This window comes from Kribbella sp. NPDC059898, assembly GCF_042730855.1.
Lineage (GTDB): Bacteria > Actinomycetota > Actinomycetes > Propionibacteriales > Kribbellaceae > Kribbella.
Genome location: NZ_JBHWKR010000010.1, coordinates 231,774 through 254,283, shown reverse-complemented (window position 1 = coordinate 254,283; position 22,510 = coordinate 231,774). Strand labels below are relative to the sequence as shown.

Genomic DNA, 22,510 nt, shown 5'->3' with positions numbered 1-22,510 from the left:
AGGGGAGGACCTGGCTGTGACGAAACCGCAATGTAGGGCGCCTGTGAGCTGTGCGTAGACCTCGACTACGGTCTCAACGCATGAACGTCGAGCTGCGCCACCTGCGGGTGGTGGTCCTGGTGGCAGAAGCGGGGTCCGTCGGACGGGCCGCCCGCTGGCTCAAGGTCAGCCAGCCGAGCCTGACCGCGCAGCTGAAGCGGATCGAGGCCGCGTTCGGGGGAGAGCTCTTCGAACGCTCGCGTACCGGCGTCACCCCGACCCCGCTCGGGCGGTACGCCGTGGACCGCGCGCGGGCGATCCTGGTCGACGTCGACCACCTGTCCGCGACCGTGTCCGCGATGACCGCGGTCGAGTCGTCCGCGGTCCGGCTCGGCGGGTTCCCGACCGCGCCGATGTCCGGGATCGCGTCCCGGCTCCGCGACCACGGCGAGATCGAGCAGGTCAGCATCGAGGTCGAGTGGTCGTCGAGCGTGCTGCTGCAGCAACTGGAGAGCGGGCGGCTGGACTTCGCGTTGCTGCGGGAGTTCCCCGGGTTCGAGCTGCGGCTGCCGTCCGGTGTGGAGGCGACCACGGTCATCGAGTCGGAGTCGGCGTACGTCGCGTTGTCTGCGGACCATCCGGTCGCCGTCCGGACGCGTGGCGAGATCGAGCTCGGTGCGCTCTGCGACGAGGAGTGGATCGGGGAGCCGCCGGACGACAGCGGGTTCCATGTGCTGTTCCGGGCGGCGTGCGAGGCGGCCGGGTTCCAGCCGCGGGTGGAGCATCACTCCGTCGACACGTCGGTACTGATGGGGTTCGTCACCAGCGGGCAGGGCGTGGCGCTGATCTCGCCCACGTCGTACCGGATGCTGTCGTCGGAGGTCACCACGCGGACGCTGGTCGGGGATCCGATCCACCGGAAGCTGGTGCTTGCCTGGAGCACCGACTCACCCCGGGCGCAGATCGCCGGCGAGGTGCTCGAGATGGCGAGTACGGCGTACTCGGAGGCAATCACGGAGCATGCGCGGCGGGGCGATCATCCGCAGCGCATGCACGTCGCGTAGGTCGTACTAGGCCGGCTTGACGGCCGGGTTCTCGAACGCACTCAAGAAGAACTCCCCGGTGTCCTCGGGATCCTCCATCCGCTCCCGATACTGCGACCCCATCTGCTCCTTAGGCATCACCCGACCAGCCGAACCCTCCACCACCCGCCCCTCCCCAGCCACAGGCTTCCCCTCCACCGATTTGCCTTCCACCGGCTTCGTCTCCCCACCAGCCGACTCCGCCGCCGGACCCGCAGCTGCTTCCGCCACCGGCTCCTGCTTCGCAGGGCCTTCCTGCGCCTGAGCGGGCCGCGTCGGCTCGTCGTCCTGCTCCACCTTCGGCTGGTCGGCCACGGGAGCGGCCTCCGCCACGGGAGCTGCCTCCGCGACCGCAGCCGCCTCCGCCGGGGGCTCCTGCTTGGCGGCAGCTTCCTGCGCGTGCGCGGGTTGCGTCGGCTCGTCGTCCGACTCCACCTTCGACTGCCCGCCCACAGCAACTGCCTCCGCCACGGGAGCTGCCTCGGCCACGGGAGCTGCCTCGGCCATGGGAGCTGCCTCGGGCACGGGAGCTGCGCCCGCGGCGGGCTCCTGCTTCGCAGCAGCATCCTGCGCCTGCGTGGGTTGCGTCGGCTCCTGGTCCTGCTCCACCTTCGGCTGTTCGGCCACGGGAGGTGCCGGCTCCTGGTGCTCCGCCTGCTCGCCCGCCGGCGACTGCGCCGTACCAGACTGCGTCGGCTCGCCCTTCGCTCCCACCGGAGCCGCCGCCTCCGCCGCACGCACCGGGGTCTGCGGCTCCTCGTGCAGCCCGGGGACCGGAGCCGCCGGCTCCTCGTGCTGCCCGGAGGACGGCTCCTCCTGTGGCTCGGCTGCCGGGGCGGCGGCTACGACTGTCTCCTCGTCGGACTGGTTGCTCTCGGCATCCGCGGCCGGGAACTGCCGCGTGTGCTCGAACCCTTCACCCGCGCCGACCGGGAACTGCCGCGTCTGCTCGTCCGCCTGGTTCCGCGGCTGCGGCGCCTCCGGCTCGTCGAACAGATCGTCGTACGAGCTGTGCGGCTGATAAGGCACCGGCTCCTGATAGGTGCCCCCGGCAACCGGATACACGGCGGCGACGTCCGCCTCCTGCTGCGCCTGCGCCGCCTCCTGCTCGCGCTGCAGCCGTTCGGCCTCGACCCGGTCCCGGCGCCGCCGCTGCACCCCGCGGACGATCAGCTGGATCGAGTACACCAGCGAGATCACCCCGAGCACCGGTACGACGCCGTTCAGCGTGTACTGCTTCGACCCGTCGACCATCCCGTTCGTCACACCCGGGACGCCGTTCAGGAAGTTCGTGGTCCGGTTCGGGATCCAGAGCCAGCAGTAGACCAGGGTGCCGAACGCGACGAACGCCCCGAGCGCGCCGGCGCCGGAGAAGTACGACACGACGGCCCAGAAGACGAGCGCGCCGATGCCGTAGGCCAGCGCCATCCCCTTAGCGTTCAGCTCGATACCACCCGGCGCCGCGAGCACCCCGAACACGGCCGGTCCGGCCAGAGCAACGGCTACGCCGAGCAAGAACCCAAGAAATTTGGACACAACCCCACGGTAGCGACGAACCGCCGTCACACCCCGCAGACACTTCGGCACACCCCGGACCGGCAATCGCTTGCCTACTGTGGACCACGCGACCGCCCAACATCCTGGTCGTCCACGACCTCTCCGCTGAGACGCCTCTGGTGCAACGCCTCGACGCTGAGTTCAGATGGCTACTCGACCCAGAACGCCACCGACGCCCGCGCCGCGACAGACCAGGCCGTACGTCTCTCGAGAGGATGAGCCCTTGCCCGCTCCGAACATCCTGCTGATCGTGTCCGACGACCACGGCTACGCCGACCGCGGCGGCCTCGGCGTGCATCCCGATGTACAGACACCGGCCCTGGACCGGCTGGCGGCCGAGGGCGTGACCTGCACCGACGCGTACGTGACGGCGCCGATCTGCAGCCCGTCGCGAGCGTCGATCATCTCCGGCCGCTACCAGCAGCGATGGGGCGGCCAATGGTTCGACTCGGCCGCTTTCCCACCGGACGACGTACCAACGCTGGCCGAAGTGCTCCGTGACCACGGCTACCGCACCGGCTACTTCGGCAAGGTGCACTACGGCAAGGAGGACGTGGGGGACAGGGCCTGCCCACCGCACCATGGCTTCGAGGAGACGCTCTACGGCCTGGCAGGGCAGTCGTTCGGGCGGTTGAACTACCTGCACCACTCTGACGACGCAGTGGAGTCCTACGGGCAGCCCGCTGCACACCACATGGCTGTGCAGCCCTTGCTGTCCGGTGACGCGCCCGTCGAGCACGAGGGCTTCCTGACAGCGGAGTTCGGTCGCCGCGCAGCGGAGTTCATGACCACGGAGGACGAACGCCCGTACTTCTGCATGGTCGCGTTCAATGCCGTCCACAACTTCTGCTGGCAGCTGCCGGAGTCCGAGCTGAAGGCTCGCGGCCTGCCCGCGTTCCGCGACTGGTCGCCGGACGCGGACGGCCCGTTCATGGAGTGGTACGACGACGTGATCGTGCCGAACCTCCCGCACGGCCGCGAGTACTACCTGGCGCAGCTGGAGCTGATGGACGCCGAGATCGGCCGGCTCCTCGACGCGGCCGGCGACGACACGATCGTCGTGTACGTGACCGACAACGGCGGCTCCACCTGCAACTTCGGCGACAACGCTCCGCTGCGCGGGACGAAGTACACGCTCTGGGACGGCGGCATCCGCATCCCGATGCTCTGGCGCTGGCCAGGGCAGCTGCCGGCGGGTCGCCGTACGGACGCACTCCTGAGCACGCTCGACCTGGTGCCGACGCTCGCGGCAGCGGCCGGAGCAACGGTCGACGGTACGGACGGTGTCGACATCCTGCCGGTGCTGACCGGGTCGGTCGACGTCGCTCACGAGAACCTGCATTGGGACTGCGGATTCCAGTGGGCAGTCCGGTCGGGCGACTGGAAGCTCAGCTGGGTCGATGACAACGAGAGCACGCGGCATCTGCGCGACTACGAGCACGCCCCGATGGGGGAGGGCTGGTTCCTCGCGAACCTGGCCGACGACATCGGCGAACTGCAGAACGAGCTGTCAGTGCAACCGGAGATCGCGGCCCGGTTGCGCGCGCTGCACGCCGACTGGTGCGCAGCCGTGGGGCTTCAGACCGTCAACCCGTAGGTGATCGCGGTCGGCGGCTCCTCGTGATGGTCGATGTCCGGGCTGCGCTCGTACTCGTTCCACGCGAGGAGCTCGTCGAGCTGCCGCCGTACCGGCTCGAGAACCTCGGCGATCGTCACCTCACGACCGAGTTCCTTGGACAGCGTGGTCACGTCCGCGTCGGAGATCCCGCACGGCACGATCCGGTCGAACCAGGCGAGGTCGTTGTTGCAGTTCAGCGCGAACCCGTGCATGGTCACGCCCTGCGCCACCCGGATGCCGATCGCCGCGATCTTGCGCTCCCGACCGCGCTCGTCGGCAGCCACCCACACACCGCTGCGCCCCTTGACCCGCCCGGTCCGCACACCGAGCTCCGCGCAGACCGCGATCAGCGCCTCTTCGAGCCGGCGGACGTAGTCCACGACGTACACGTGTGAGGCAAGTTTCACGATTGGATACCCGACCAACTGTCCGGGCCCGTGCCAGGTGATCTTGCCGCCGCGGTCCACATCAACGACCGGCGTACCGTCCAGCGGCCGCTCGTGCGGCTCGGTGCGCTTGCCTGCGGTGTAGACCGGCGGGTGCTCCAGCAGAATCACCGTGCCGGAGTCGGCACCCTCGGCGACCTGCGCGTGCAATCGCCGCTGCTCAGCCCAAGCAGCCTCGTACTCCACCGCTTCCGCGCCGAACCCAGCCTCCACGTACCTGATCGCACTCACGCTTCCGAGTGTAGGTGCCGCTCACCCTCGCCAACCGAGGGGTACGGCTGGGCAGGGCTGTGGATAACTTCCGCGGGGGTGTTCGCGATCGGTGCATCCTCTTGGGCATGGACCTCGCAGACCTCGCCGGCTACAGCCTGCGCCGGCAGTTGGGCTCCGGATCCGCCGGCACCGTCTGGCAGGTCCGGGACCGCGCAACCGGCCGCAACGCCGTACTCAAACACATCCCCACCGGCATCCTCGCTGACAGCCACCGCCTCCGCGCGGACCTCACCAATCTCACCCGCCTCCGCCACCCCCACATCGCCCGCCTGCTGGAGTTCCGCGAAACCGACACCGGCTGGATCCTGATCAGCCAGCACCTGGCGGCAGGCACCCTGACCGCCCTCCTCACCCGCCGAGGCCCCCTCACCAAAGGCGAGTTGGTCACCCTGCTCACCCCGCTGGCCTCAGCCCTCGCCTATCTCCACGACTACGGCCTCACCCACGGCTCCATCACCCCGAACAACATCCTGTTCGACGCCGACGGCCGCCCCATCCTCACCGACCCAGCCCTCCGCCCCACCACCCCCGAAGCCGACACCAAAGCCCTGTCGAACCTGCCCGACCAAGTCGGCGCCGACCCCCACCTCTTCACCCCCACCCTCTTCACCACCCCACCCCTGAGCTCCATCCCCACCCGCCTCCTAACCCTCTCCGAGCCCGACCCCATAGAACTAGCCATCCCCCCAGAAGGCCTCCTGCCAACCAGCCCGCCACCCCAACACCGCGCATCTCCCACCGACCCTCACCACCCCACCTGCACCCCCCTGCCCACACCCCAACCCAACCCAACCCCCGCAACCACCCCCGCCCTCAACGCGACCCCCAACCCCACCCAGCCACCGCCCAACCCCGCGCCCAACCCCGCGCCCAACCCCGCGCCCAACCCCGCACCCACCGTCGCGCAGCAACTGCCCAACTCCGCCCCCGCGACCAACCCCGCGACCAACCCCGCGACCAACCCCGCGACCAACCCCGCGACCAGCCCCGCGACCAGCCCCGCGCAGCAAGTGCCCAACCCCCGGATCGCGCCAAACCGCGCGTCCGGCCCCGGGCCCGCCGTCGCGCAGCAACCGGTCGACTCCAGTACTGCATCCAACCCCGCCACCCGCGCCGACCGTCGCTCGAGCCCGCCGACCGCCCCGCCCGACGATGACGGCGTACCCTCGCTCGCCCGCAACCCGCTGGCACCCCCGCCACCCGCCCCCACCACACCCGAGCCAACCCACCCATCCCAACCGCAGCACCCAACCCCCACCACCGCAGACCCCAAACGCGCCCGCGTAAGCCGCCGCACCAGAACCCCTTCCGGCCGCACAATCCACACCACCCGCTCCGCACGCCTCCACTCACACAGCACGTCCCCCAGCCGAACACCCCACCCCAGCCACCAGGCGGCAACCGGGGAACCGCTCGAACTCGATCGCCAACACCTCGCCCACGAACCCCACGACGCCGCGCCCCCAGAAACAGCTGATCGTGGTGATGCTGCGCCCCGCAGTACTACCGCCGCTCGCAGCCCGGTTGCTGCTCACACAGCTCCCCACGCCGACACAGCCCGCCGTACGTCGAGCGCCAACACATCCGCCGACAGCACAGCGCAGGCTGACAAACCCGCCCGTGGTGCAGCCGACGGTCACGTGATCCTGAACCCTGCGTGCGAAGGTGATTTCGCGGACGGCGCCCCTCACCGCCGTGTGATCCACGGCAGCGCACCCGCCGGCGACGCACCCGCAGATGACCCGGTTCCGGCTGGTGGAATCCCCGCCGGTGCAGGAACAGGTGCTGCAGGCTCCACCCCTACGCGCCCGGGAGGCACGGGGACAGGCGGCGCGGCAACCATCAGCGCCGCAACCGGTGGTGATGCCGACTCGCGTGATGTGCTTCGGGGTGGTCGGGAGTTGCGGCGTGGGAGTGGACATCGGCCTGGTCGGCCGCGGGGCCGGCAGACTGTTGTGGGTGGGCGGCGGTTTGGGCGGTTCACGCATCCGGCGTACGGCGTACTCGCGGCGGTGGCAGCAGGTGCTGTCGTCGTACTCGTACTAGGTATCGCCGCCGTCCGCACCGTCGACAGCGCGACAACCGCACAGCCCGAACCGCTCCAGCCGCCGGCCACACCCACGCAGCCACCCACCACGGGGGTCGCGTCCACGCGCCCCACGTCCAGTCCGTCACCCTCACACCGGACTACCGCCACGCACACCACAACGCCACCCGGTACTCAGCCAACACATGCAGGGAAGCCGACGCAGGGAACGGAGCGGACGGAACAGGGAAAGGGGGTGGATGGTCAGCCGACGATTGCGACTGTCGACCCGGCGGCTTGGTTGCGGACGTTGGAGGGTCTTGATACTCAGCGTTCACGGGCGTTCTGGACTCTTGATCTGGCTGCCCTTGACCAGATCTATCTGCCAAGAAGTTCGCCTTGGGTTGCTGATCGTGCGTTGATGACGAGCTACCGAAAGCAGGACGTCCGTGTGCAGGGTCTCCGGATCACGATCGAAAGCACGACGATTGCAGCCCGTACGCCGACCACCATCACGCTCCGCACCGTCGATCACCTCACTGGCGGGGAGGCCGTCGACCGGCTGGGCGCGAGGACTCCGCTCCCGGTAGGTCAGCCGTCAGCGCGGCTGATCACCCTGACCGCAGTGCCTCCGAGCCCGAACAGCCCGAACAGCCCGAACGGCCAGCCATGGCGCATCACGACGATCGCCCGAGCCTGACAGCTCCGCGCCCTCAGCACCAACCCGCGCGATCAGCTGAGGGCGGCGGAGATGGCGGTAGCTACTTGGGGGTGATGGAAGGTGAAGCCGGTGGATTGGAGTCGAGTCGGTAGGGCTCGTTTGCTGCCGAGGAGTTCCCACGCGAATTCGCCCAGCGCGAGCTGCATCAGGGCGGCCGGGACAGGGACGAAGGACGGGCGGTGCAGTGCTGTCGCCAAGGCCTCGGTGAATTCGATGTTGGTGGCCGGCGTCGGCAGCGCGATGTTGACCGGGCCATCCACCGTGTCGTTCTCGGCTACGTGGCGGACAGCGCGGCTCCAGTCGGTGAGGGAGACGACCGGGAAGTACTGCGTACCTGAGCCGAGCCGGCCACCCAGCCCGAGCCGGAACGGGACAGAAAGGAGCTGGAACGCCGGAGCCTTGCGGCCCAGGACGACACCGGTGCGGAGGGCGGCCACCCGGATGCCGGCTGCGCGAGCGGGTTCGAGGGCGCCTTCCCAGAGGCGGACGACGTCGGCGAGGAAGCCATCGCCGAGGTCGGAGTCCTCGGTGAGGATGCGGTCACCGAGGTCGGTGCCGTACCCGCCGATCCCGCTCTGCGTGATCAGTACGGGCGGGCGCTCGAGTTGCGTCGCGGCCGCCGCGAGGGTCGCCGTCGTACGGACACGGCTCTCGCGGATCGTCATCCGGTACGTCGGTGTCCACGGGCGGCCGATGTTCGCGCCGGCGAGGTTGACCAGTACGTCGGGATCGTCGAGGGCGGCTGGGTCCAGGTCGCCGCGGGCCGGATCCCAGCGGAGTTCGTCCGGCGCCGACGGGGTACGCCGTACCAGCCGCAGTACTTGGTGGCCGTCGGCAACCAGATCGCGGGCGAGGGCCCGGCCGAGGAAGCCGGACGCGCCGGCCAGTACGTATTTCATCGCGGACTACTCCCTGTCGGGTGAACGCGAAGGCGCCGGTGGCCGTCCCCCGCGCGGAGGACAGGCACCGGCGCCGTCGTCGATCGGATCAGACGTCGAACTGGGCCTCTTCGAGGCGCTGCTTCACGGCCGTCAGGTACCGGGCCGCGTCGGCGCCGTCGACCAGGCGGTGGTCGTAGGTCAGCGCCAGGTACACCATCTGCCGGATCGCGATCGTCTCGCCGAGCTCCGGGTGGGTGATGACGACCGGGCGCTTCACCACGGCACCGGTCCCGAGCATGCCGACCTGCGGCTGGTTCAGGATCGGGGTGTCGAACAGCGCGCCCCGGCTACCGGTGTTGGTGATCGTGAACGTGCCGCCCGCCATCTCGTCCGGCAGCACCTTGTTGTTGCGGGTGCGGTCGGCAAGGTCGGCGATCTTCTTCGCCAGGCCGGCGATGTTCAGGTCGCCGGCGTTGTGCACGACCGGGACCATCAGGCCGCGCTCCACGTCCACCGCGATGCCGAGGTGCTCGGCGGCGTGGTACGTGATCTCGCCCTTCTCCTCGTCGATCGAGGCGTTCAGCTTCGGGTACTGCTTCAGCGCGTCGACCGCGGCGAGGGCGAAGAACGGCAGGAAGGACAGCTTGACGCCCTCGCGGGCCTCGAACTCGGCCTTCTTCTTGTTCCGCAGCTTGGCGATCTCGGTGACGTCGACCTCGACGACCGTGGTCAGCTGGGCGGAGACCTTCAGGCTGTTCACCATGTGCGCGGCGATCGCCTTGCGGATCCGGCTCATCTTCTCGGTGGTACCGCGCAGCGGGCTGATCGCCGGCGCCTTGGCGGCGGCGGGGGCCGGGGCTGCGGGGGCGGCGGCCGGTGCGGCGGCTGCGGCGGCCTTCTTGGCCTCGGCGGCGGCGAGTACGTCCTGCTTGCGGATACGGCCGCCGACGCCGGTTCCCTGTACTGCGTTCAGGTCGACGGCGTGCTCCGCCGCGAGCTTGCGGACAAGCGGGGTGACGTAGTTCGGTCCGTCGGTGGCGGCACCGTTCGGCGATGCGGCCGGTACGGCGGGAGCCGAAGCGGCAGGCGCCGGAGCGGCGACCGGAGCCGGAGCCGGAGCGGCGGCGGCCGGAGCGGCAACCGGGGCAGGCGCCGCGGCCGGCACCGGGGCGGCGGCGGGTGCGGGGACCGGTGCGGCGGCGGGTGCCGGGGCGGGTGCGGCGGCCGGGGCCGGAGCCGGGGCGGGGGCGGCTGGGGCCGGGGCTGCGGGAGCCGGGGCGGCGGCTGGGGTGCCGGAGCCGACGATGGCTAGTTCGGCGCCTACCTCTACGGTTTCGTCTTCGGCGACCTTGATTTCCAGGAGCTTGCCGGCGACGGGGGACGGGATCTCGGTGTCCACCTTGTCGGTGGAGACCTCGAGGAGCGGCTCGTCCACGGCTACGTCGTCGCCTACCTGCTTGAGCCAGCGGGTGACGGTGCCCTCGGTGACGCTTTCACCCAGGGCGGGGAGCGTGACGGAGGTGCCGGATGCTGCCTGGGGTGCGTTTGCCGCAGCGGCCGGGGACTCTGCCTGGGCCGAGTTCACGGCGGCCGCGGAAGGGGTGGCAGCAGCCGGAGCGGCGGCGGGGGCCGGGGCAGCGGCGGGAGCGGAGGCCGGGGCAGCGGCGGGAGCCGGGGCGGCGTGGGCAGCGGCCGGAGCGGACGCGGGCGCTTGTGCCGCGGGTGCAGCGGCAGCGGGCGCCTGAGCGGCGGGGGCCGGGGCAGCGGCGGGAGCGGGGGCCGGGGCGGCGGGAGCGGCCGGAGCCGCGGTGGCCTCGGTGGGAGCAGCGGCGGCTGGGGCCGCGGCTTCGCCGGCGTCGCCGATTACGGCTAGTTCGGCGCCTACCTCTACGGTTTCGTCTTCGGCGGCCTTGATCTCCAGCAGGGTGCCGGCGACAGGGCTCGGGATCTCGGTGTCCACCTTGTCGGTCGACACCTCCAGCAGGGGCTCGTCGACGGCCACCGTGTCACCGACCTGCTTGAGCCAGCGGGTGACGGTTCCTTCGGTGACGCTCTCCCCGAGGGCCGGCAGGGATACAGAGGTCGGCATGACGGTCGTTGCTCCTTCGTCTGATCGGTCGAGTGTCAGCCTACGGTGCCGCCGGAGCGCGTGGGATCCGGGTCACGGCCGTCCCGTACGCTCCTGCGGCCCCAACCTACTGGGGTGAACCAGCAGGGTCAGTCATGGAAGTGCAAAGGTTTCCCGGCGAGTGCCAGATGCGCCTCGCCGAGGGCCTCGTTCTGGGTCGGGTGGGCGTGCACCAAGGGCGCGACGTCGGCCGGGTACGCCTCCCAGTTGTAGATCAGCTGCGCCTCGCCGATCAGCTCGCCGACGCGGGAGCCGACCAGGTGCAGGCCGACGACCGCGCCGTCGCGGGCGCGGACCAGCTTCACGAAGCCGGAGGTCTTGAGGATCTGCGACTTCCCGTTCCCGCCGAGCGGGTAGTTGAGGATGTCGACCTCGCCGTACTTCGCCCGCGCCTGCTCCTCGGTCAGTCCGACCGACGCGACCTCGGGCTCGGAGTACGTGACCCGCGGGATCCCGGTCTCGTCGATCGGGGTCGGCGACAGGCCGGCGATGTGCTCGGCGACGAAGATGCCCTGCTGGAACCCGCGGTGCGCGAGCTGCAGCCCCGGAACGATGTCGCCGACCGCGTACACGCCCGGCACGCTCGTCTGCAGGGTCGCGTCGACGGTCACGAACCCGCGGTCCAGTGCGACGCCGGCCTCTTCATACCCGAGGCCGGCGGTGTTCGGCCCACGGCCGACCGCGACCAGCAGTACTTCGGCCTCGATCACCTCGCCGCCGGCGACGTGCACCTGGACGCCGGAATCGGTCACCGTGACGGACTCGAACGGCGTACCGGTCTTGAAGGCGATCTTCCGCTTCCGGAACGCCCGCTCCAGGGCCTTCGAGGAGTCGGCGTCCTCGGCCGGGACCAGCCGCGGCAGTGCCTCGACGATCGTCACGCGGGTGCCGAACGACGTCCACGCGGACGCGAACTCGACGCCGATCACGCCGCCGCCGAGGATCACCGCGGACTCCGGGACCCGGTCGAGCGTCAGCGCGTGCTCGCTCGCGATCACCCGCTGACCGTCGAGCTCGAGCCCGGGCAGCGACTTGGAGTAGGAGCCGGAGGCAAGGATGACGTTGCGGCCGGTGTACGTCGTGTTGCCGACCTGCACGGTCGTCGCCGACGTCAACCGTCCTTCGCCCTCGATCACGGTGATGCCGCGGGCCTTCAACTGGCCCTGCAGCCCCTTGAACAATCGCTCGACGACGCCGTCCTTGTACTTGTTCACGCCGCCCATGTCGACGCCCTCGAGCGTCGTCCGGACCCCGAACTGCTCGCCCTCGCGGGCCGAGTCCGCGACCTCCGCGGCGTGCAGCAGCGCCTTGGTCGGGATGCAGCCACGGTGCAGACAGGTGCCGCCGACCTTGTCCTTCTCGATCAGCGCCACGGACAGGCCGAGCGTCGCGGCCCGCAGTCCGGCGGCGTAGCCCCCGCTGCCTCCGCCGAGAATCACCAGGTCGTACGTCGTACCAGCGTCAGTCACAGGTTCCTCCGTGGGTCCGGTCGAGGCAGGCGGTCCCGGATCGCGGGCCCCGCCCGCCGCCATCCTTTCACCGATAACCGCCGGATCCACGCCCGGGCCGGTTCTGGCGTGCCGACCGCGACCGGGGTCAACCGTTATCCAGGATTCCGGCCCCGACTTGCACACATAGTGGACACTTGCGTCATGAAGTGGTTCGGTCGCCGGCGGAAGGCCGGAACGATGCGCCGGTCGGACAGCCCGGATCAGGCGCACCTGCGGGAGTTCGCTCAGAGCCGCCAGGGCGTCGAGGGCTTCGTGGAGCCCAAGACGGCGGTCACCGACTACACCTTGCTGCTGGTCGCGCTCGACGGCGAGTGGACCCGCCGCCGGGTCCCGTCGGTCAAGTGGGCGCACGATTTCGCGAACCGCCTCGGCATCCCGTCGTACGACGCGGCCGTGGTCGGCTACCCGCCCCGGATGCGCGAGTACAACGCCCGCATGAAGAAGAACGGCCGCTAAAGAACTGGTACCCGGGCCCGGACCGACGCGACCACGTCCGTGTCGACCGTCGCGTGCAGGATCCCGGCGGCGCCGTCCAGCCGCGCGTGCGTCTGCCCGAGCGGTCCGGTGAGGCTGCTCCGCCCGATCCCGAGCGGGTCGGTCCCCGTCGGCGGCACGTACGCCTGGTCGCAGGCCAGCAGGTACGCCTGCGCGTCCGCGGCCCGTGCCCGGGTGAGCAGGTCCCACTGTTCTTCCTTGCCCGGCCCCGCACCCCACGACGCCGGTACGACGACCAGCTCCGCCCCGAGCCGCCCGAGCTCCGTGAACTGGCCGGCGAACCGCAGGTCGTAGCAGGTCGCCAGCCCGACGGTCAGCCCGCGCCACCCGAAGCTGACCAGGCTGTTGCCCGGAGCAACCGTGTCGGACTCGCGCGACCCGAACGCGTCGTACAGATGGATCTTCCGGTACGTCGCCTCGACGCCCGGGCCGGTGGCGAGCAACGTGTTGTGCACGCGCCCGTCGTTGGCCGGCTCGAACAGTCCCGCGACCACGACGATCCCCAGGTCAGCGGCCACCTTCCGCAGCCCGGTCGCGAACGGGCCGTCGAGCGGTTCGGCCACGGTCGCGAGGTCGGTGCCGAAGCAGGCTGACGTGGCCTCGGGGAGCGCGACCAGCTCGGCTCCGGCGGCGGCCGCACGCCGTACTGCCTCGGTCGCCGTGGCGAGGTTGGCGACCGGATCGGGACCGGTGCTGAGCTGGGCCGCCGCCACGCGTAGGACTGTCATCAGGACCTCCGAGACTGTATACATGACGTATGCAATTGAGTGGGGATTCCGGCCGGGATCGCGCGTATCAGCACCTGCGGGCGGTCGTGCTGAGTGACCCGGCCGTGTCGGGGACGTTCATCAACGAGCAAGCGGTCGCGACCGAGGTGGGGATCTCGCGGACGCCGGTCCGGGAGGCGCTGCTGATGCTCGCCGCCGAGGACCTGGTGCAACTGGTCCCGCACCGCGGCGCGTTCGTGGCGCCGGTGCCGGGCCGGGAGATCGCGGAGATGATGCAGGCCCGCGGCGTGATCGAGTGCTGGGCCGCGACGACCGCGCTGGCCGCCGGGAACACCCCGGTCGACGCGATGTCCGCCGTCCTCGACCAGCAGCGAGCGATCGTCGGTGACGGCGACGCGAAGCAGTTCATCGAGCTGGACAGCCAGTTCCACGCGCTGCTGGTCGAGGCGGCCGGAAACTCGGTGCTCGGCCGGCTGTACGACAACCTGCGCGCCAAGCACGTCGTACTGGGTCTGGTTGCCCTGCAACGCAGTGCGACCAGAAGACAAGAGGTGGTCGCCGAGCATCAGGCGATCGTCGACGGTCTCGCGGCCGGCAAGCCCAACGTGGTCGAGAAGGCGATCCTCAGCCACCTGGACTCCACGGGCGCGCTGCTCATGCACGGCTGACAACCAGGTCCTGCGGCTCGTCCTGCACAGCCCGGCCGAGCCGCAGCCCGACCAGTGTGATCACACAAGCCACCACGATGTACGTCGCGATCGCGTAGCCGGAGCCTGTTGTCGCCAGGAAGTACGTGAACGCCAGCGGCGCCAGTGCACCACCGATGACGCCGGCGAACGTGTAGGCGAGCGAACTGCCCGTATAGCGCAGCCGTGCCGTGAACTGCTCCGACACGAAGGCTGCCTGCGGCCCGTACATAAGGGAATGGAACAGCAGCCCGATCACCACACCGGGCAGCAGGGTCGCCAGCGACGACGCCATGGCGAAGAACACCACACTCCAGACCGCCCCACCGACAGCACCGATCGCATAGACGGTACGACGTCCGTACCGGTCGGAAAGCCACCCGGCCAGCGGAATCAGCACGACCTGACAACCGGAGCCGACCAGTACGGCGGCAACGGCCTCGCCGCGGCTCATACCGAGGTCCTTGGTCGCATAAGTAAGGACGAAGACCGCAAACATCGCGTACAGCACGTCCGGCCCGACCCGTGCCAGGATCGCGGCGACCAGCGGCCGCGTCTCGTTCCGCAGTACCTCGGACACGGGCGCCGCAGGCCGCTCGCCACGTGCCTGCAGTTCGCGGAACACCGGTGTCTCCTCGAGCTTCGTCCGGATCAGCAGGCCGAAGGCAACCAGTACGGCGGACAGCAGGAACGCGACCCGCCAGCCCCAGCTCAGGAACGCGTCCTCGGACAGCACGCCGGCCAGCACGCCCAGCACTCCGTTGGCGAGCAGTGTCCCGAGCGGCGGCCCGACCTGCGCGGCGGACGCCCAGAAACCGCGCTGATCCGGCTTGCTGAACTCGCTGCTCAGCAGCACCGCCCCACCCCATTCGCCGCCCACGCCGACGCCCTGGGCGAACCGGAGCGCGACCAGCAGGGTCGGCGCGATCGCCCCGGCCTGGGCGTGGGTCGGCAGCAGGCCGATGCCGAACGTGGCGACGCCGATCAGCAGCAGTGTCGCGACCAGTACGCGCTTGCGGCCGATCACGTCGCCGAGCCGGCCGAAGAAGATGCCGCCGAGCGGCCGGGCGACGTACCCGACGGCGTACGTCGCGAACGCCTGCAGGGTCCCGGTGAGCGGATCGCTGCCCGGGAAGAAGAGGTCGCCGAAGACGAGCGCGGCGGCCGAGGAGTAGACGGCGAAGTCGTACCACTCCAGCGAGGTGCCGGACAGGCTCGCGGCGAACGCCTTCACGAGCCCGCGGCGGTCAGGGTCAGCAGTAGGCATCGGGGGTGGACCTCCAGATCGAATTGCTACATACTCGCTGTATACAACGTGTTCACGCAAGGCCTGAGGAGGAATCCATGCGATTCGAGCTACCGGACGGGACCGCACGGGAGGTCGCGGTGCGCTACGCACTGAACGCCGGGTACGCCGGCCGCGACACCGCGGAGGTCCGGCACCACGTCGACGAGCTCGCGGCCCTCGGCGTACCGGCGCCGAACCGGGTGCCGACGCTCTACCCGCTGTCCGCGTCCCTGGTCGGCCGTCCCGATTCCGTCCAGGTCGCGCACGGGCAGACGTCGGGAGAGGCGGAGTGGGCGCTGGTCGTCACGCCGGACGACTACCTGCTGACGGTCGCCTGCGACCACACCGACCGGGCGCTCGAGGTGCACGGTGTTGCCTGGAGCAAGCAGTCGGCGCCGGACGTGCTCGGCGACGTCGCGTGGCGGCTCGCGGAGGTGGAGGACGAGCTCGACAGGTTCACGCTGCGGGCCTGGGTCCGGCATGGGGAGCGTGAGGAGCTGATCCAGGACGGGACGCTCGGGCAGCTGCTGCCGCCGGCGTACTGGATCAAGGAGCTGGGGGAGCGGCTGGTGCCGGGCACCGTGTTGCTGAGCGGGACGATCCCGATGATCGCGGGGGTGGACCAGTTCGGTGACGGGTGGCGGGTGGAGCTGACGGATCCGCGCGGGGTGAGCAGCCGAATCGCGTACCGGGTCGAAGAGCTCGCGCCGGCCTGGGACTGAGATGAAGAACGAGCGGGAGTTCTTCCCGAGCGGTCGCGACGAGTGGGTGGATGCCGGCGGCGGCGTGGCGGAGCGGGTGCTGAGCCACGGGCCGGACGGGATGCTGACCAGGCTGGCCCGATGGGCGCCCGGGACGACGACGGATGCGGGGGTGATCCGGCACGAGTACGTCGAGGAGGTGTACCTGCTGGAGGGGGAGCTGACCGATCTCACCCTCCAGCAGACGTTCCGCGCCGGCGACTACGCGTGCCGGCCGCCGGGGATGCCGCACGGCCCGTACACCACCAGGACCGGCTGCACCATGCTGGAGATCCGCTACTGAGCTGAGGCGGCCAGCTCGATCAGGGTGCGGACGGCGTATCCGGTGCCGCCGTTCGGGGTGTAGCCGGCGGCGGCGCCGTCGTTGAAGGCCGGGCCGGCCACGTCCAGGTGCACCCAATCGATGCCGTCGGCAACGAAGTCGCCGAGGAACGCGGCCGCGGCCAGCGCGCCGCCCCACGGCTCGCCGGTGATGTTCGCCAGGTCGGCGACCTTCGAGTGCGACTTCAGCTTGTCCAGCATCTCGGCCGGGATCGGCAGCGGCCACATCGCCTCGCCGGACGCGACCGCCGCGTCCACCACCCGGTCCCGGGCGCTGTCGGTGTTCCCGAACGCACCGGCCACCTTGGTGCCCAGGGCAACGACACAGGCGCCGGTCAGGGTGGCCACGTCGACGATCAGGTCGGGCTCGTCCTCGGACGCCCGGACCAGCGCGTCGCCCAGCACCAGCCGGCCCTCGGCGTCGGTGTTCAGCACCTCGACGGTCTTGCCGCCGTACATCGTCAGTACGTCCGACGGCCGGGCCGCCGAACCCGACGGCATGTTCTCGGCCATCGCGGCGTACGTCGTCACCCGCACCGGCAGGCCGAGCCGCGCGATCGCGAGCGTGGCGCCGATCACCGCGGCCGCGCCGGCCATGTCGGACTTCATGCTCACCATGCCGGTCGACGTCTTCAGCGACAGGCCGCCCGAGTCGAACGTGATGCCCTTGCCGACGAACGCCAGGTGCGTCACCGGCTTCTTCGGCGTGTACGTCAGCCGGACCAGCCGCGGCGGGTTCGCTGAGCCCTGGCCGACGCCCAGGATGCCGCCGTACCCGCCCTTGGCGAGCGCCTTCTCGTCGAGCACCTCGACCTTGACGCCGTACTCCTTGCCGAGCCTGACCGCGTCCGCGGCGAACTCGACCGGGTGCAGGTCCGACGGCGGGGTGTTCACCCAGTCGCGCACCTGGGCGATGGACTCGGCGGTCACCTGCGCCCGCTCGAGCGCGGCCCTGGCGTCCTTGTTCCGCGCGAGGTCGGTGATCACGGTCAGGCTGCCCGGCGTCTCGTCCTTGTCCGACGACTTGTACGCCGTGAACGCGTAGCGGCCGAGCAGTGCGCCCTCGGCGACGGCCCGCACGCAGTCGGCGTCCGGCGTCGGCAGCGCGAACGCGACCGACTGGGTGGCCTTCGCGGCCCGCACGCCGGCGCCGGCCGCGGCCCGCAGGTCCTCGGTCTTCAGCGAACCGTCCGGCGCCGCGCCCAGACCGACCGCGATCAGCGTCGCCGACTTGCCCGGCTTGTTCATCGCGGGTCCGGGAACCTTGGTCACCTCGCCGGCCTTCCCGGTGGCACCGAGGCCGGTCAGCACCTCCACCAGCTTCCCGCCGTACGCGGCGTTCAGCGACTCGGTGCCGGCCGGCAGGGTGACGCCGCCGCCGAGTTTGACCACGCCGATGACCACGGCGTCGGTCTTGACGCCGGCGGCATCGGACTTGCTCAGGGTGATGGTGGTCACGAAATCCTCAGTCCTCCTTGACCAGGCACTCAGATGGCCGGTCGTGACGGTACGTGCAAGCTGCCACCGCATGCTACGCGTCGGGTAGTTTGCGCTCCATGACCCCGTCACCTGCACAGCCGACCGATGTGAAGAAGTCCCCGTTGCACGAGCGCCATCTGGCCCTCGGTGCGAAGTTCGCCGAGTTCGGCGGCTGGGAGATGCCCCTGGAGTACAGCGGCGTCGTGGCCGAGCACACCGCGGTGCGTACGTCGGTCGGTGTCTTCGACGTCAGCCACCTCGGCAAGGCCACGGTCAAGGGCCCGGGCGCCGCGGCGTACGTGAACGCGTGCCTGACCAACGACCTCGGCAAGATCGCGCCCGGTCAGGCGCAGTACACGCTGTGCTGCAACGAGCGCGGGGGAGTGGTCGACGACCTGATCGCGTACCTGCACGCCGACGACGACGTGTTCCTGATCCCGAACGCCGCCAACACCGCGGAGGTGGTCCGGCTGCTGCAGGCGGACGCGCCGGCCGGTGTCGAGGTCACCAACGTGCACGACGACTACGCGATCCTCGCGGTCCAGGGCGCCAACAGCGACGAGGTGGTCTCCGCCGTCGGCCTCCCGATCGGTCACGACTACATGGCTTTCGCGACGGCCGACTTCGGCGGTACGCCGGTTGTCGTCTGCCGGACCGGTTACACCGGGGAGCGCGGGTACGAGCTCGTCGTACCGAACGCCGCCGCGGTGGCGGTCTTCGACGCGCTGCTGAAGGCCGGCGAGCAGTACGGCATCGTCCCGGCCGGACTGGGCGCGCGGGACACGCTGCGGACCGAGATGGGCTACCCGCTGCACGGCCAGGACATCTCGCCGGACATCACGCCGGTCCAGGCCCGCTCCGGCTGGGCCGTCGGCTGGAAGAAGGAGCACTTCTGGGGCGACGCGGCCCTGCGCGCGGAGAAGGAACAGGGCCCGGCCCGCATCCTCCGCGGCCTGCGCGCGGCCGGCCGCGGTATTCCCCGTCCGCACATGACCGTTCTGGACCAATCGGGGGCAACTCTCGGCGAAGTGACTTCGGGCACGTTCTCTCCGACCTTGAAGAAAGGCGTTGCGTTGGCACTGCTCGACGCGGCGGTGAAAGAAGGCGACCAGGTGGCCGTCGACATCCGCGGCCGGCAGGAAATCTTCGACGTCGTGAAACCACCGTTCGTGACGGTGCACGTGCGTTAGAGGTCACTTGACACCCACTGCCACCGAACGCGTCAAATCGTCACCCTCCGTAAGAACCTGGCACAAAATGGCCACTGTCGGTACTGTGCCGACGCGTTTTGCGAAGGATTGACTGCAAAGGGTGACGAAACGGGGCAAATGTTCCGTTCGAGTACCCGTTCCGGTAACGATTTGTGCACTGGTGCCAGGCACCGCTGGTTTGGTGTCACAGTCTCAGGCAGGCTAGCGCGCGGTTGCGAGGTATTCGGGTGTCAAGGGGATTTGACGCGAGCCCGCCCAACAGCAAAGGCTCGGCACGCTATCCACCGATATGTGCCGGATCAACGGACCGAAATCCGGCCGACGAACTGACGGAGTGCGAATGAGTATTGGGTCGCCCGACTCGAGCGTAGGAGTCGAAGATCACCCGGCCTCGGCAGAGCCGGTCCGCACGGCGGCTACTCCGCACGGCAAGTCGCCGAGCCGGATCGCGTTCGACCGGCTGCGCAAGGACCGCGTCGCGGTGATCTGCGCGTCGGTGGTGCTGTTCTTCATCCTGATCGCGATCCTTGCTCCGTTGCTGGCCAAGCTCGAGGGCCAGGACTTCGGCACCTTCCACACCGACCTGGTCGACGAGTACGGCTACCCGACGATCGGGCTGAACGCCCAGCACTGGCTGGGCGTCGAGCCGAAGACCGGCCGGGACAACTTCGCCCGCTGGGTGTACGGCGCTCGCCCGTCGCTGATCATCGCGTTCCTCGCGACTGTGGTCGGCACCGCGATCGGCGTCGTGATGGGCCTGCTGGCCGGCTTCCTCGGCGGCTGGACCGACCGGGTCATCTCCTGGCTGATCGACTTCGTGCTGAGCCTGCCGTTCCTGCTGTTCGCGATCGCGCTGGTGCCGATCGTGGAGTCGATGCGCGGCGGCTCGTTCAACCTGACTCCGGACCAGCAGGCGTCGATCCGGTTCTACGTACTGATCTTCGTGCTCTCGTTCTTCGGCTGGGCCGGCCTGGCCCGGATCATCCGGGGTGAGGTGCTGTCGCTGCGCGAACGCGAGTTCGTGCTGGCCGCCAAGGCCATCGGCGTACCGACCTCGAAGGTCCTGTTCAAGGAACTGCTGCCGAACCTGGTGGCCCCGATCGTCATCTCGGCCTCCCTCGCGGTCCCGTCGTACGTGACCGCGGAAGCCGGTCTTTCCTTCCTCGGTGTCGGACTGGTCGAACCGATCCCCTCCTGGGGTCAGACGATCTCCGTCGCCACGAACTGGTTCAAGGCTGACCCGCTCTACCTCTGGCTGCCCGTGCTCGGGATCACCGCTCTGGTGCTCGCCCTCGCGCTGCTCGGAGACGCGGTCCGGGACGCCTTCGACCCCAAGACTCGCCGGTAGTTCGGCGATTGCCCCAGCGGCAGAAAAGGAGAAACCCGACCATGCAGTGGAAACGGATAACCGCAGTCGCGGCGACGGTCATGCTGGCCGCCGTGGCCTGTGGCAGCCCTTCCTCGAACAGCGGCAACAAGGGCGGCACCAACAACGTGGGGGGCGCCCAGGTCAAGGCAACCGACGCCACTGCGAAGGGCCCGGCCGCGGACGTCGACGGCGCGAAGAAGGGCGGTACCATCACCGTCCTGTCCGACGTGACGCCGGACACCTTCGACCCGACCGCGACGTACTACACCGACGGTAACCAGATCGAGAAGCTCTTCTTCCGGACGCTGACGCAGTACCGGCTGGACGGCCCGGACCACAAGCCGGTCCTGGTTCCGGACCTCGCGGAGGACCTCGGCACCAAGTCGGAGGACGGTCTCACCTGGACGTTCAAGCTGAAGCAGGGCATCAAGTACATGGACGGCTCGCCGGTCAAGGCAGCCGACTTCGCGTACGCGATCAAGCGCTCCTTCGCGCACGACCTGTACGACGCCGGACCGACGTACCAGCAGCAGTTCTTCCTGGACGGCGACAAGTACAAGGGCCCGTACGGCGCCGGCGCGGCCGCCGACTACAAGGGTGTCGAGACGCCGGACGACCACACCCTGGTCATCCACCTGGCGAAGAAGTTCGACGACCTGCCGTACTACGCCGCGTTCCCGATGTTCACGCCGATCCCGCAGGCGAAGGACACGCAGAAGAACTACGAGCAGAAGCCGATGACGACCGGCCCGTACCAGGTCGCGTCGTACCAGCCGGGCACCGAGCTCAAGCTGACGAAGAACCCGAACTGGGACCCGAACAGCGACCCGGTGCGGCACCAGTACGTCGACGGCTGGGACTTCAAGTTCGCCCAGGACACCATCAAGGTCCAGCGCCAGGTGCTCGCCAGCTCCGGTCCGGACGCGAACGCGGTGAACTACTCGAACCTCGACGTCTCGCTGCTGCCTGAGGTCAAGGACCAGTCGCAGCTCGTCAAGGGCCCGTCGCCGTGCACGATCATGTACACGATGGACACCCGGAAGATTCCGTTGGAGGTCCGCAAGCTGATCGCCAAGGCACACCCGTACGACGGGTGGCGCAAGGTGGCCGGCCTGAACCCGAGCGACGACCCGGCGGCCTCGACGATCCTGCCGCCGGCCGTGCCGGGCTTCGACAAGTACGAGCTGCCGGGCCTGAACGGTACCGGTAAGGGCGCCGAGGACGACGCGGTCGCCGCCGAGGTCAAGTCCGAGCTGGCCAAGCTGGGCAAGTCGAACTTCGAGCTCAGCTGGTACTACTCGATCGACGACAAGATCTCGACGCAGGTCACGCAGTTCCGCAAGCAGATGTTCGAGAAGGCGGGCTTCAAGGTCCGGGCGATCGGTGTCCCGAAGGCCAAGATCCGTACCTTCACCGGTGACCAGAACGCTCCGGTGAACATCGGCAAGACCCCGACCGGTTGGTGCTCCGACTGGCCGAGCGGCACCAGCTGGTTCCCGGTGCTGTTCAAGTCGGACGCGATCGGCCTGGGCAACAGCGTCGGCCAGCTGCAGGACAAGGCCCTCGACGCCGAGATCGACGCGGTCGCGGCGAAGGACCCCAACGACCAGCTGAAGGAATGGAAGAACGTCGACAAGGACATCCTGGAGAAGTACCTCCCGGTCCTGCCGCTGTACTACAGCCAGAGCGACATGCCGATCGGCACGAACATCGGGCACGCGATCAACGACCCGACACAGGGTCTGTTCGAGTTCACCTCGATGTTCCTGAAGCAGCCCTGATCCAAACCCGTTCTGAAGCAGTAGCGATCCACTGAACACCTGGGTGGTGGCCCGGCCACAAATAAGGGGACCCCCCCCGGCGGGGGGGGTAAAAAACCCGCGGGAAGTTGTGGGGGGCGCCCCCGGGGGCCGCCGGGAGGGGGGGGGAGGGCGGGATGTATCGCCGCAA

Annotated in this window: 19 protein-coding genes and 1 pseudogene; 12 read left to right on the top strand and 8 right to left on the bottom strand. The window is 69.7% G+C overall.

Going from position 1 to position 22,510, the window contains the following annotated elements:
- The first annotated feature begins 80 nt into the window (after positions 1-80).
- Positions 81-1,043, top strand: coding sequence for a LysR family transcriptional regulator (locus tag ACFV9C_RS29105; RefSeq protein WP_380198669.1), 963 nt, complete (start codon positions 81-83; stop codon positions 1,041-1,043).
- A gap of 6 nt (positions 1,044-1,049) precedes the next feature.
- On the opposite strand, the gene ACFV9C_RS29100 is transcribed toward ACFV9C_RS29105, so the two are convergent.
- Positions 1,050-2,597 carry a hypothetical protein gene (locus ACFV9C_RS29100; protein WP_380198666.1) on the bottom strand — a complete coding sequence of 516 codons (1,548 nt, stop codon included), beginning with the start codon at positions 2,595-2,597 and terminating at the stop codon, positions 1,050-1,052.
- 244 nt (positions 2,598-2,841) lie between these two features.
- Between ACFV9C_RS29100 and ACFV9C_RS29095 the strand changes: the two genes are divergently transcribed.
- On the top strand, positions 2,842-4,215 hold the full coding sequence (locus ACFV9C_RS29095; RefSeq protein WP_380198664.1) for a sulfatase: 1,374 nt from the start codon (positions 2,842-2,844) through the stop codon (positions 4,213-4,215).
- On the opposite strand, the gene lipB is transcribed toward ACFV9C_RS29095, so the two are convergent.
- Positions 4,197-4,913: a lipoyl(octanoyl) transferase LipB gene (gene lipB, locus ACFV9C_RS29090; RefSeq protein ID WP_380198661.1), complete on the bottom strand. Its 717-nt coding sequence runs from the start codon at positions 4,911-4,913 to the stop codon at positions 4,197-4,199. The two genes, ACFV9C_RS29095 and lipB, sit on opposite strands and share 19 nt — an antisense overlap.
- Before the next feature lie 107 nt (positions 4,914-5,020).
- On the opposite strand from lipB, the pseudogene ACFV9C_RS29085 reads away from it, so the two are divergent.
- The 3 genes and pseudogenes from ACFV9C_RS29085 to ACFV9C_RS29075 form a co-directional block, all read left to right on the top strand.
- Positions 5,021-5,434: pseudogene (locus ACFV9C_RS29085) on the top strand (protein kinase); the annotation flags it as partial.
- Between the two features lie 1,258 nt (positions 5,435-6,692).
- Positions 6,693-7,001 (top strand): hypothetical protein, encoded by a 309-nt coding sequence (locus tag ACFV9C_RS29080; protein ID WP_380198789.1) that lies wholly within the window; start codon positions 6,693-6,695, stop codon positions 6,999-7,001.
- A gap of 401 nt (positions 7,002-7,402) precedes the next feature.
- The gene (locus ACFV9C_RS29075; protein ID WP_380198788.1) at positions 7,403-7,681 is read left to right on the top strand and encodes a hypothetical protein; all 279 of its coding nucleotides are present in this window, start codon (positions 7,403-7,405) and stop codon (positions 7,679-7,681) included.
- A gap of 32 nt (positions 7,682-7,713) precedes the next feature.
- On the opposite strand, the gene ACFV9C_RS29070 is transcribed toward ACFV9C_RS29075, so the two are convergent.
- From ACFV9C_RS29070 to lpdA, 3 genes are all read right to left on the bottom strand, one after another.
- Entirely contained in the window at positions 7,714-8,601 is an 888-nt protein-coding gene (locus tag ACFV9C_RS29070) for a TIGR01777 family oxidoreductase (RefSeq protein WP_380198659.1), read from the bottom strand.
- A gap of 88 nt (positions 8,602-8,689) precedes the next feature.
- Complete coding sequence (gene sucB / locus ACFV9C_RS29065; RefSeq protein WP_380198657.1) at positions 8,690-10,672, bottom strand: 2-oxoglutarate dehydrogenase, E2 component, dihydrolipoamide succinyltransferase; 1,983 nt, start codon at positions 10,670-10,672, stop codon at positions 8,690-8,692.
- 128 nt (positions 10,673-10,800) lie between these two features.
- On the bottom strand, positions 10,801-12,180 hold the full coding sequence (lpdA, locus tag ACFV9C_RS29060) for a dihydrolipoyl dehydrogenase (RefSeq protein ID WP_380198655.1): 1,380 nt from the start codon (positions 12,178-12,180) through the stop codon (positions 10,801-10,803).
- A gap of 183 nt (positions 12,181-12,363) precedes the next feature.
- Between lpdA and ACFV9C_RS29055 the strand changes: the two genes are divergently transcribed.
- Positions 12,364-12,678 (top strand): hypothetical protein, encoded by a 315-nt coding sequence (locus tag ACFV9C_RS29055; protein WP_380198653.1) that lies wholly within the window; start codon positions 12,364-12,366, stop codon positions 12,676-12,678.
- Here ACFV9C_RS29055 and ACFV9C_RS29050 read toward each other — a convergent pair.
- Entirely contained in the window at positions 12,675-13,445 is a 771-nt protein-coding gene (locus ACFV9C_RS29050; protein ID WP_380198651.1) for a carbon-nitrogen hydrolase family protein, read from the bottom strand. The two genes, ACFV9C_RS29055 and ACFV9C_RS29050, sit on opposite strands and share 4 nt — an antisense overlap.
- Before the next feature lie 29 nt (positions 13,446-13,474).
- On the opposite strand from ACFV9C_RS29050, the gene ACFV9C_RS29045 reads away from it, so the two are divergent.
- The gene (locus ACFV9C_RS29045) at positions 13,475-14,113 is read left to right on the top strand and encodes a GntR family transcriptional regulator (RefSeq protein ID WP_380198649.1); all 639 of its coding nucleotides are present in this window, start codon (positions 13,475-13,477) and stop codon (positions 14,111-14,113) included.
- On the opposite strand, the gene ACFV9C_RS29040 is transcribed toward ACFV9C_RS29045, so the two are convergent.
- On the bottom strand, positions 14,100-15,398 hold the full coding sequence (locus ACFV9C_RS29040) for an MFS transporter (protein ID WP_380198647.1): 1,299 nt from the start codon (positions 15,396-15,398) through the stop codon (positions 14,100-14,102). The genes ACFV9C_RS29045 and ACFV9C_RS29040 overlap by 14 nt on opposite strands.
- 77 nt (positions 15,399-15,475) lie before the next feature.
- Between ACFV9C_RS29040 and ACFV9C_RS29035 the strand changes: the two genes are divergently transcribed.
- Both ACFV9C_RS29035 and ACFV9C_RS29030 read left to right on the top strand, forming a co-directional pair.
- The gene (locus ACFV9C_RS29035) at positions 15,476-16,141 is read left to right on the top strand and encodes a DUF2848 domain-containing protein (protein ID WP_380198645.1); all 666 of its coding nucleotides are present in this window, start codon (positions 15,476-15,478) and stop codon (positions 16,139-16,141) included.
- Between the two features lies 1 nt (position 16,142).
- Positions 16,143-16,463, top strand: coding sequence for a cupin domain-containing protein (locus ACFV9C_RS29030; protein WP_380198642.1), 321 nt, complete (start codon positions 16,143-16,145; stop codon positions 16,461-16,463).
- Here the strand turns inward: ACFV9C_RS29030 and ACFV9C_RS29025 are convergent.
- Positions 16,457-17,959, bottom strand: coding sequence for a leucyl aminopeptidase (locus ACFV9C_RS29025; protein WP_380198640.1), 1,503 nt, complete (start codon positions 17,957-17,959; stop codon positions 16,457-16,459). The genes ACFV9C_RS29030 and ACFV9C_RS29025 overlap by 7 nt on opposite strands.
- Before the next feature lie 98 nt (positions 17,960-18,057).
- Here ACFV9C_RS29025 and gcvT point away from each other — a divergent pair, with 98 nt between their 5' ends.
- The 3 genes from gcvT to ACFV9C_RS29010 all read left to right on the top strand — a co-directional run bounded on the left by gcvT (position 18,058) and on the right by ACFV9C_RS29010 (position 22,341).
- The gene (gene gcvT / locus ACFV9C_RS29020; RefSeq protein ID WP_380198638.1) at positions 18,058-19,170 is read left to right on the top strand and encodes a glycine cleavage system aminomethyltransferase GcvT; all 1,113 of its coding nucleotides are present in this window, start codon (positions 18,058-18,060) and stop codon (positions 19,168-19,170) included.
- A 361-nt stretch (positions 19,171-19,531) separates the two neighbouring features.
- Positions 19,532-20,539 carry an ABC transporter permease gene (locus ACFV9C_RS29015; RefSeq protein WP_380198636.1) on the top strand — a complete coding sequence of 336 codons (1,008 nt, stop codon included), beginning with the start codon at positions 19,532-19,534 and terminating at the stop codon, positions 20,537-20,539.
- 41 nt (positions 20,540-20,580) lie between these two features.
- Positions 20,581-22,341 (top strand): ABC transporter substrate-binding protein, encoded by a 1,761-nt coding sequence (locus ACFV9C_RS29010; RefSeq protein WP_380198634.1) that lies wholly within the window; start codon positions 20,581-20,583, stop codon positions 22,339-22,341.
- The last annotated feature ends 169 nt before the right edge of the window (positions 22,342-22,510 follow it).

Excerpts from the sequence above, each read along its gene's own strand:
- ACFV9C_RS29015 (WP_380198636.1), top strand. The coding sequence starts at position 19,532 with ATGAGTATTGGGTCGCCCGACTCGAGCGTAGGAGTCGAAGATCACCCG.
- sucB (WP_380198657.1), bottom strand. The coding sequence starts at position 10,672 with ATGCCGACCTCTGTATCCCTGCCGGCCCTCGGGGAGAGCGTCACCGAA.
- ACFV9C_RS29045 (WP_380198649.1), top strand. The coding sequence starts at position 13,475 with ATGCAATTGAGTGGGGATTCCGGCCGGGATCGCGCGTATCAGCACCTG.
- ACFV9C_RS29010 (WP_380198634.1), top strand. The coding sequence starts at position 20,581 with ATGCAGTGGAAACGGATAACCGCAGTCGCGGCGACGGTCATGCTGGCC.
- ACFV9C_RS29105 (WP_380198669.1), top strand. The coding sequence starts at position 81 with ATGAACGTCGAGCTGCGCCACCTGCGGGTGGTGGTCCTGGTGGCAGAA.
- ACFV9C_RS29075 (WP_380198788.1), top strand. The coding sequence starts at position 7,403 with ATGACGAGCTACCGAAAGCAGGACGTCCGTGTGCAGGGTCTCCGGATC.
- gcvT (WP_380198638.1), top strand. The coding sequence starts at position 18,058 with ATGACCCCGTCACCTGCACAGCCGACCGATGTGAAGAAGTCCCCGTTG.
- ACFV9C_RS29080 (WP_380198789.1), top strand. The coding sequence starts at position 6,693 with ATGACCCGGTTCCGGCTGGTGGAATCCCCGCCGGTGCAGGAACAGGTG.
- ACFV9C_RS29040 (WP_380198647.1), bottom strand. The coding sequence starts at position 15,398 with ATGCCTACTGCTGACCCTGACCGCCGCGGGCTCGTGAAGGCGTTCGCC.
- ACFV9C_RS29050 (WP_380198651.1), bottom strand. The coding sequence starts at position 13,445 with ATGACAGTCCTACGCGTGGCGGCGGCCCAGCTCAGCACCGGTCCCGAT.
- ACFV9C_RS29030 (WP_380198642.1), top strand. The coding sequence starts at position 16,143 with ATGAAGAACGAGCGGGAGTTCTTCCCGAGCGGTCGCGACGAGTGGGTG.
- ACFV9C_RS29070 (WP_380198659.1), bottom strand. The coding sequence starts at position 8,601 with ATGAAATACGTACTGGCCGGCGCGTCCGGCTTCCTCGGCCGGGCCCTC.
- ACFV9C_RS29055 (WP_380198653.1), top strand. The coding sequence starts at position 12,364 with ATGAAGTGGTTCGGTCGCCGGCGGAAGGCCGGAACGATGCGCCGGTCG.
- ACFV9C_RS29035 (WP_380198645.1), top strand. The coding sequence starts at position 15,476 with ATGCGATTCGAGCTACCGGACGGGACCGCACGGGAGGTCGCGGTGCGC.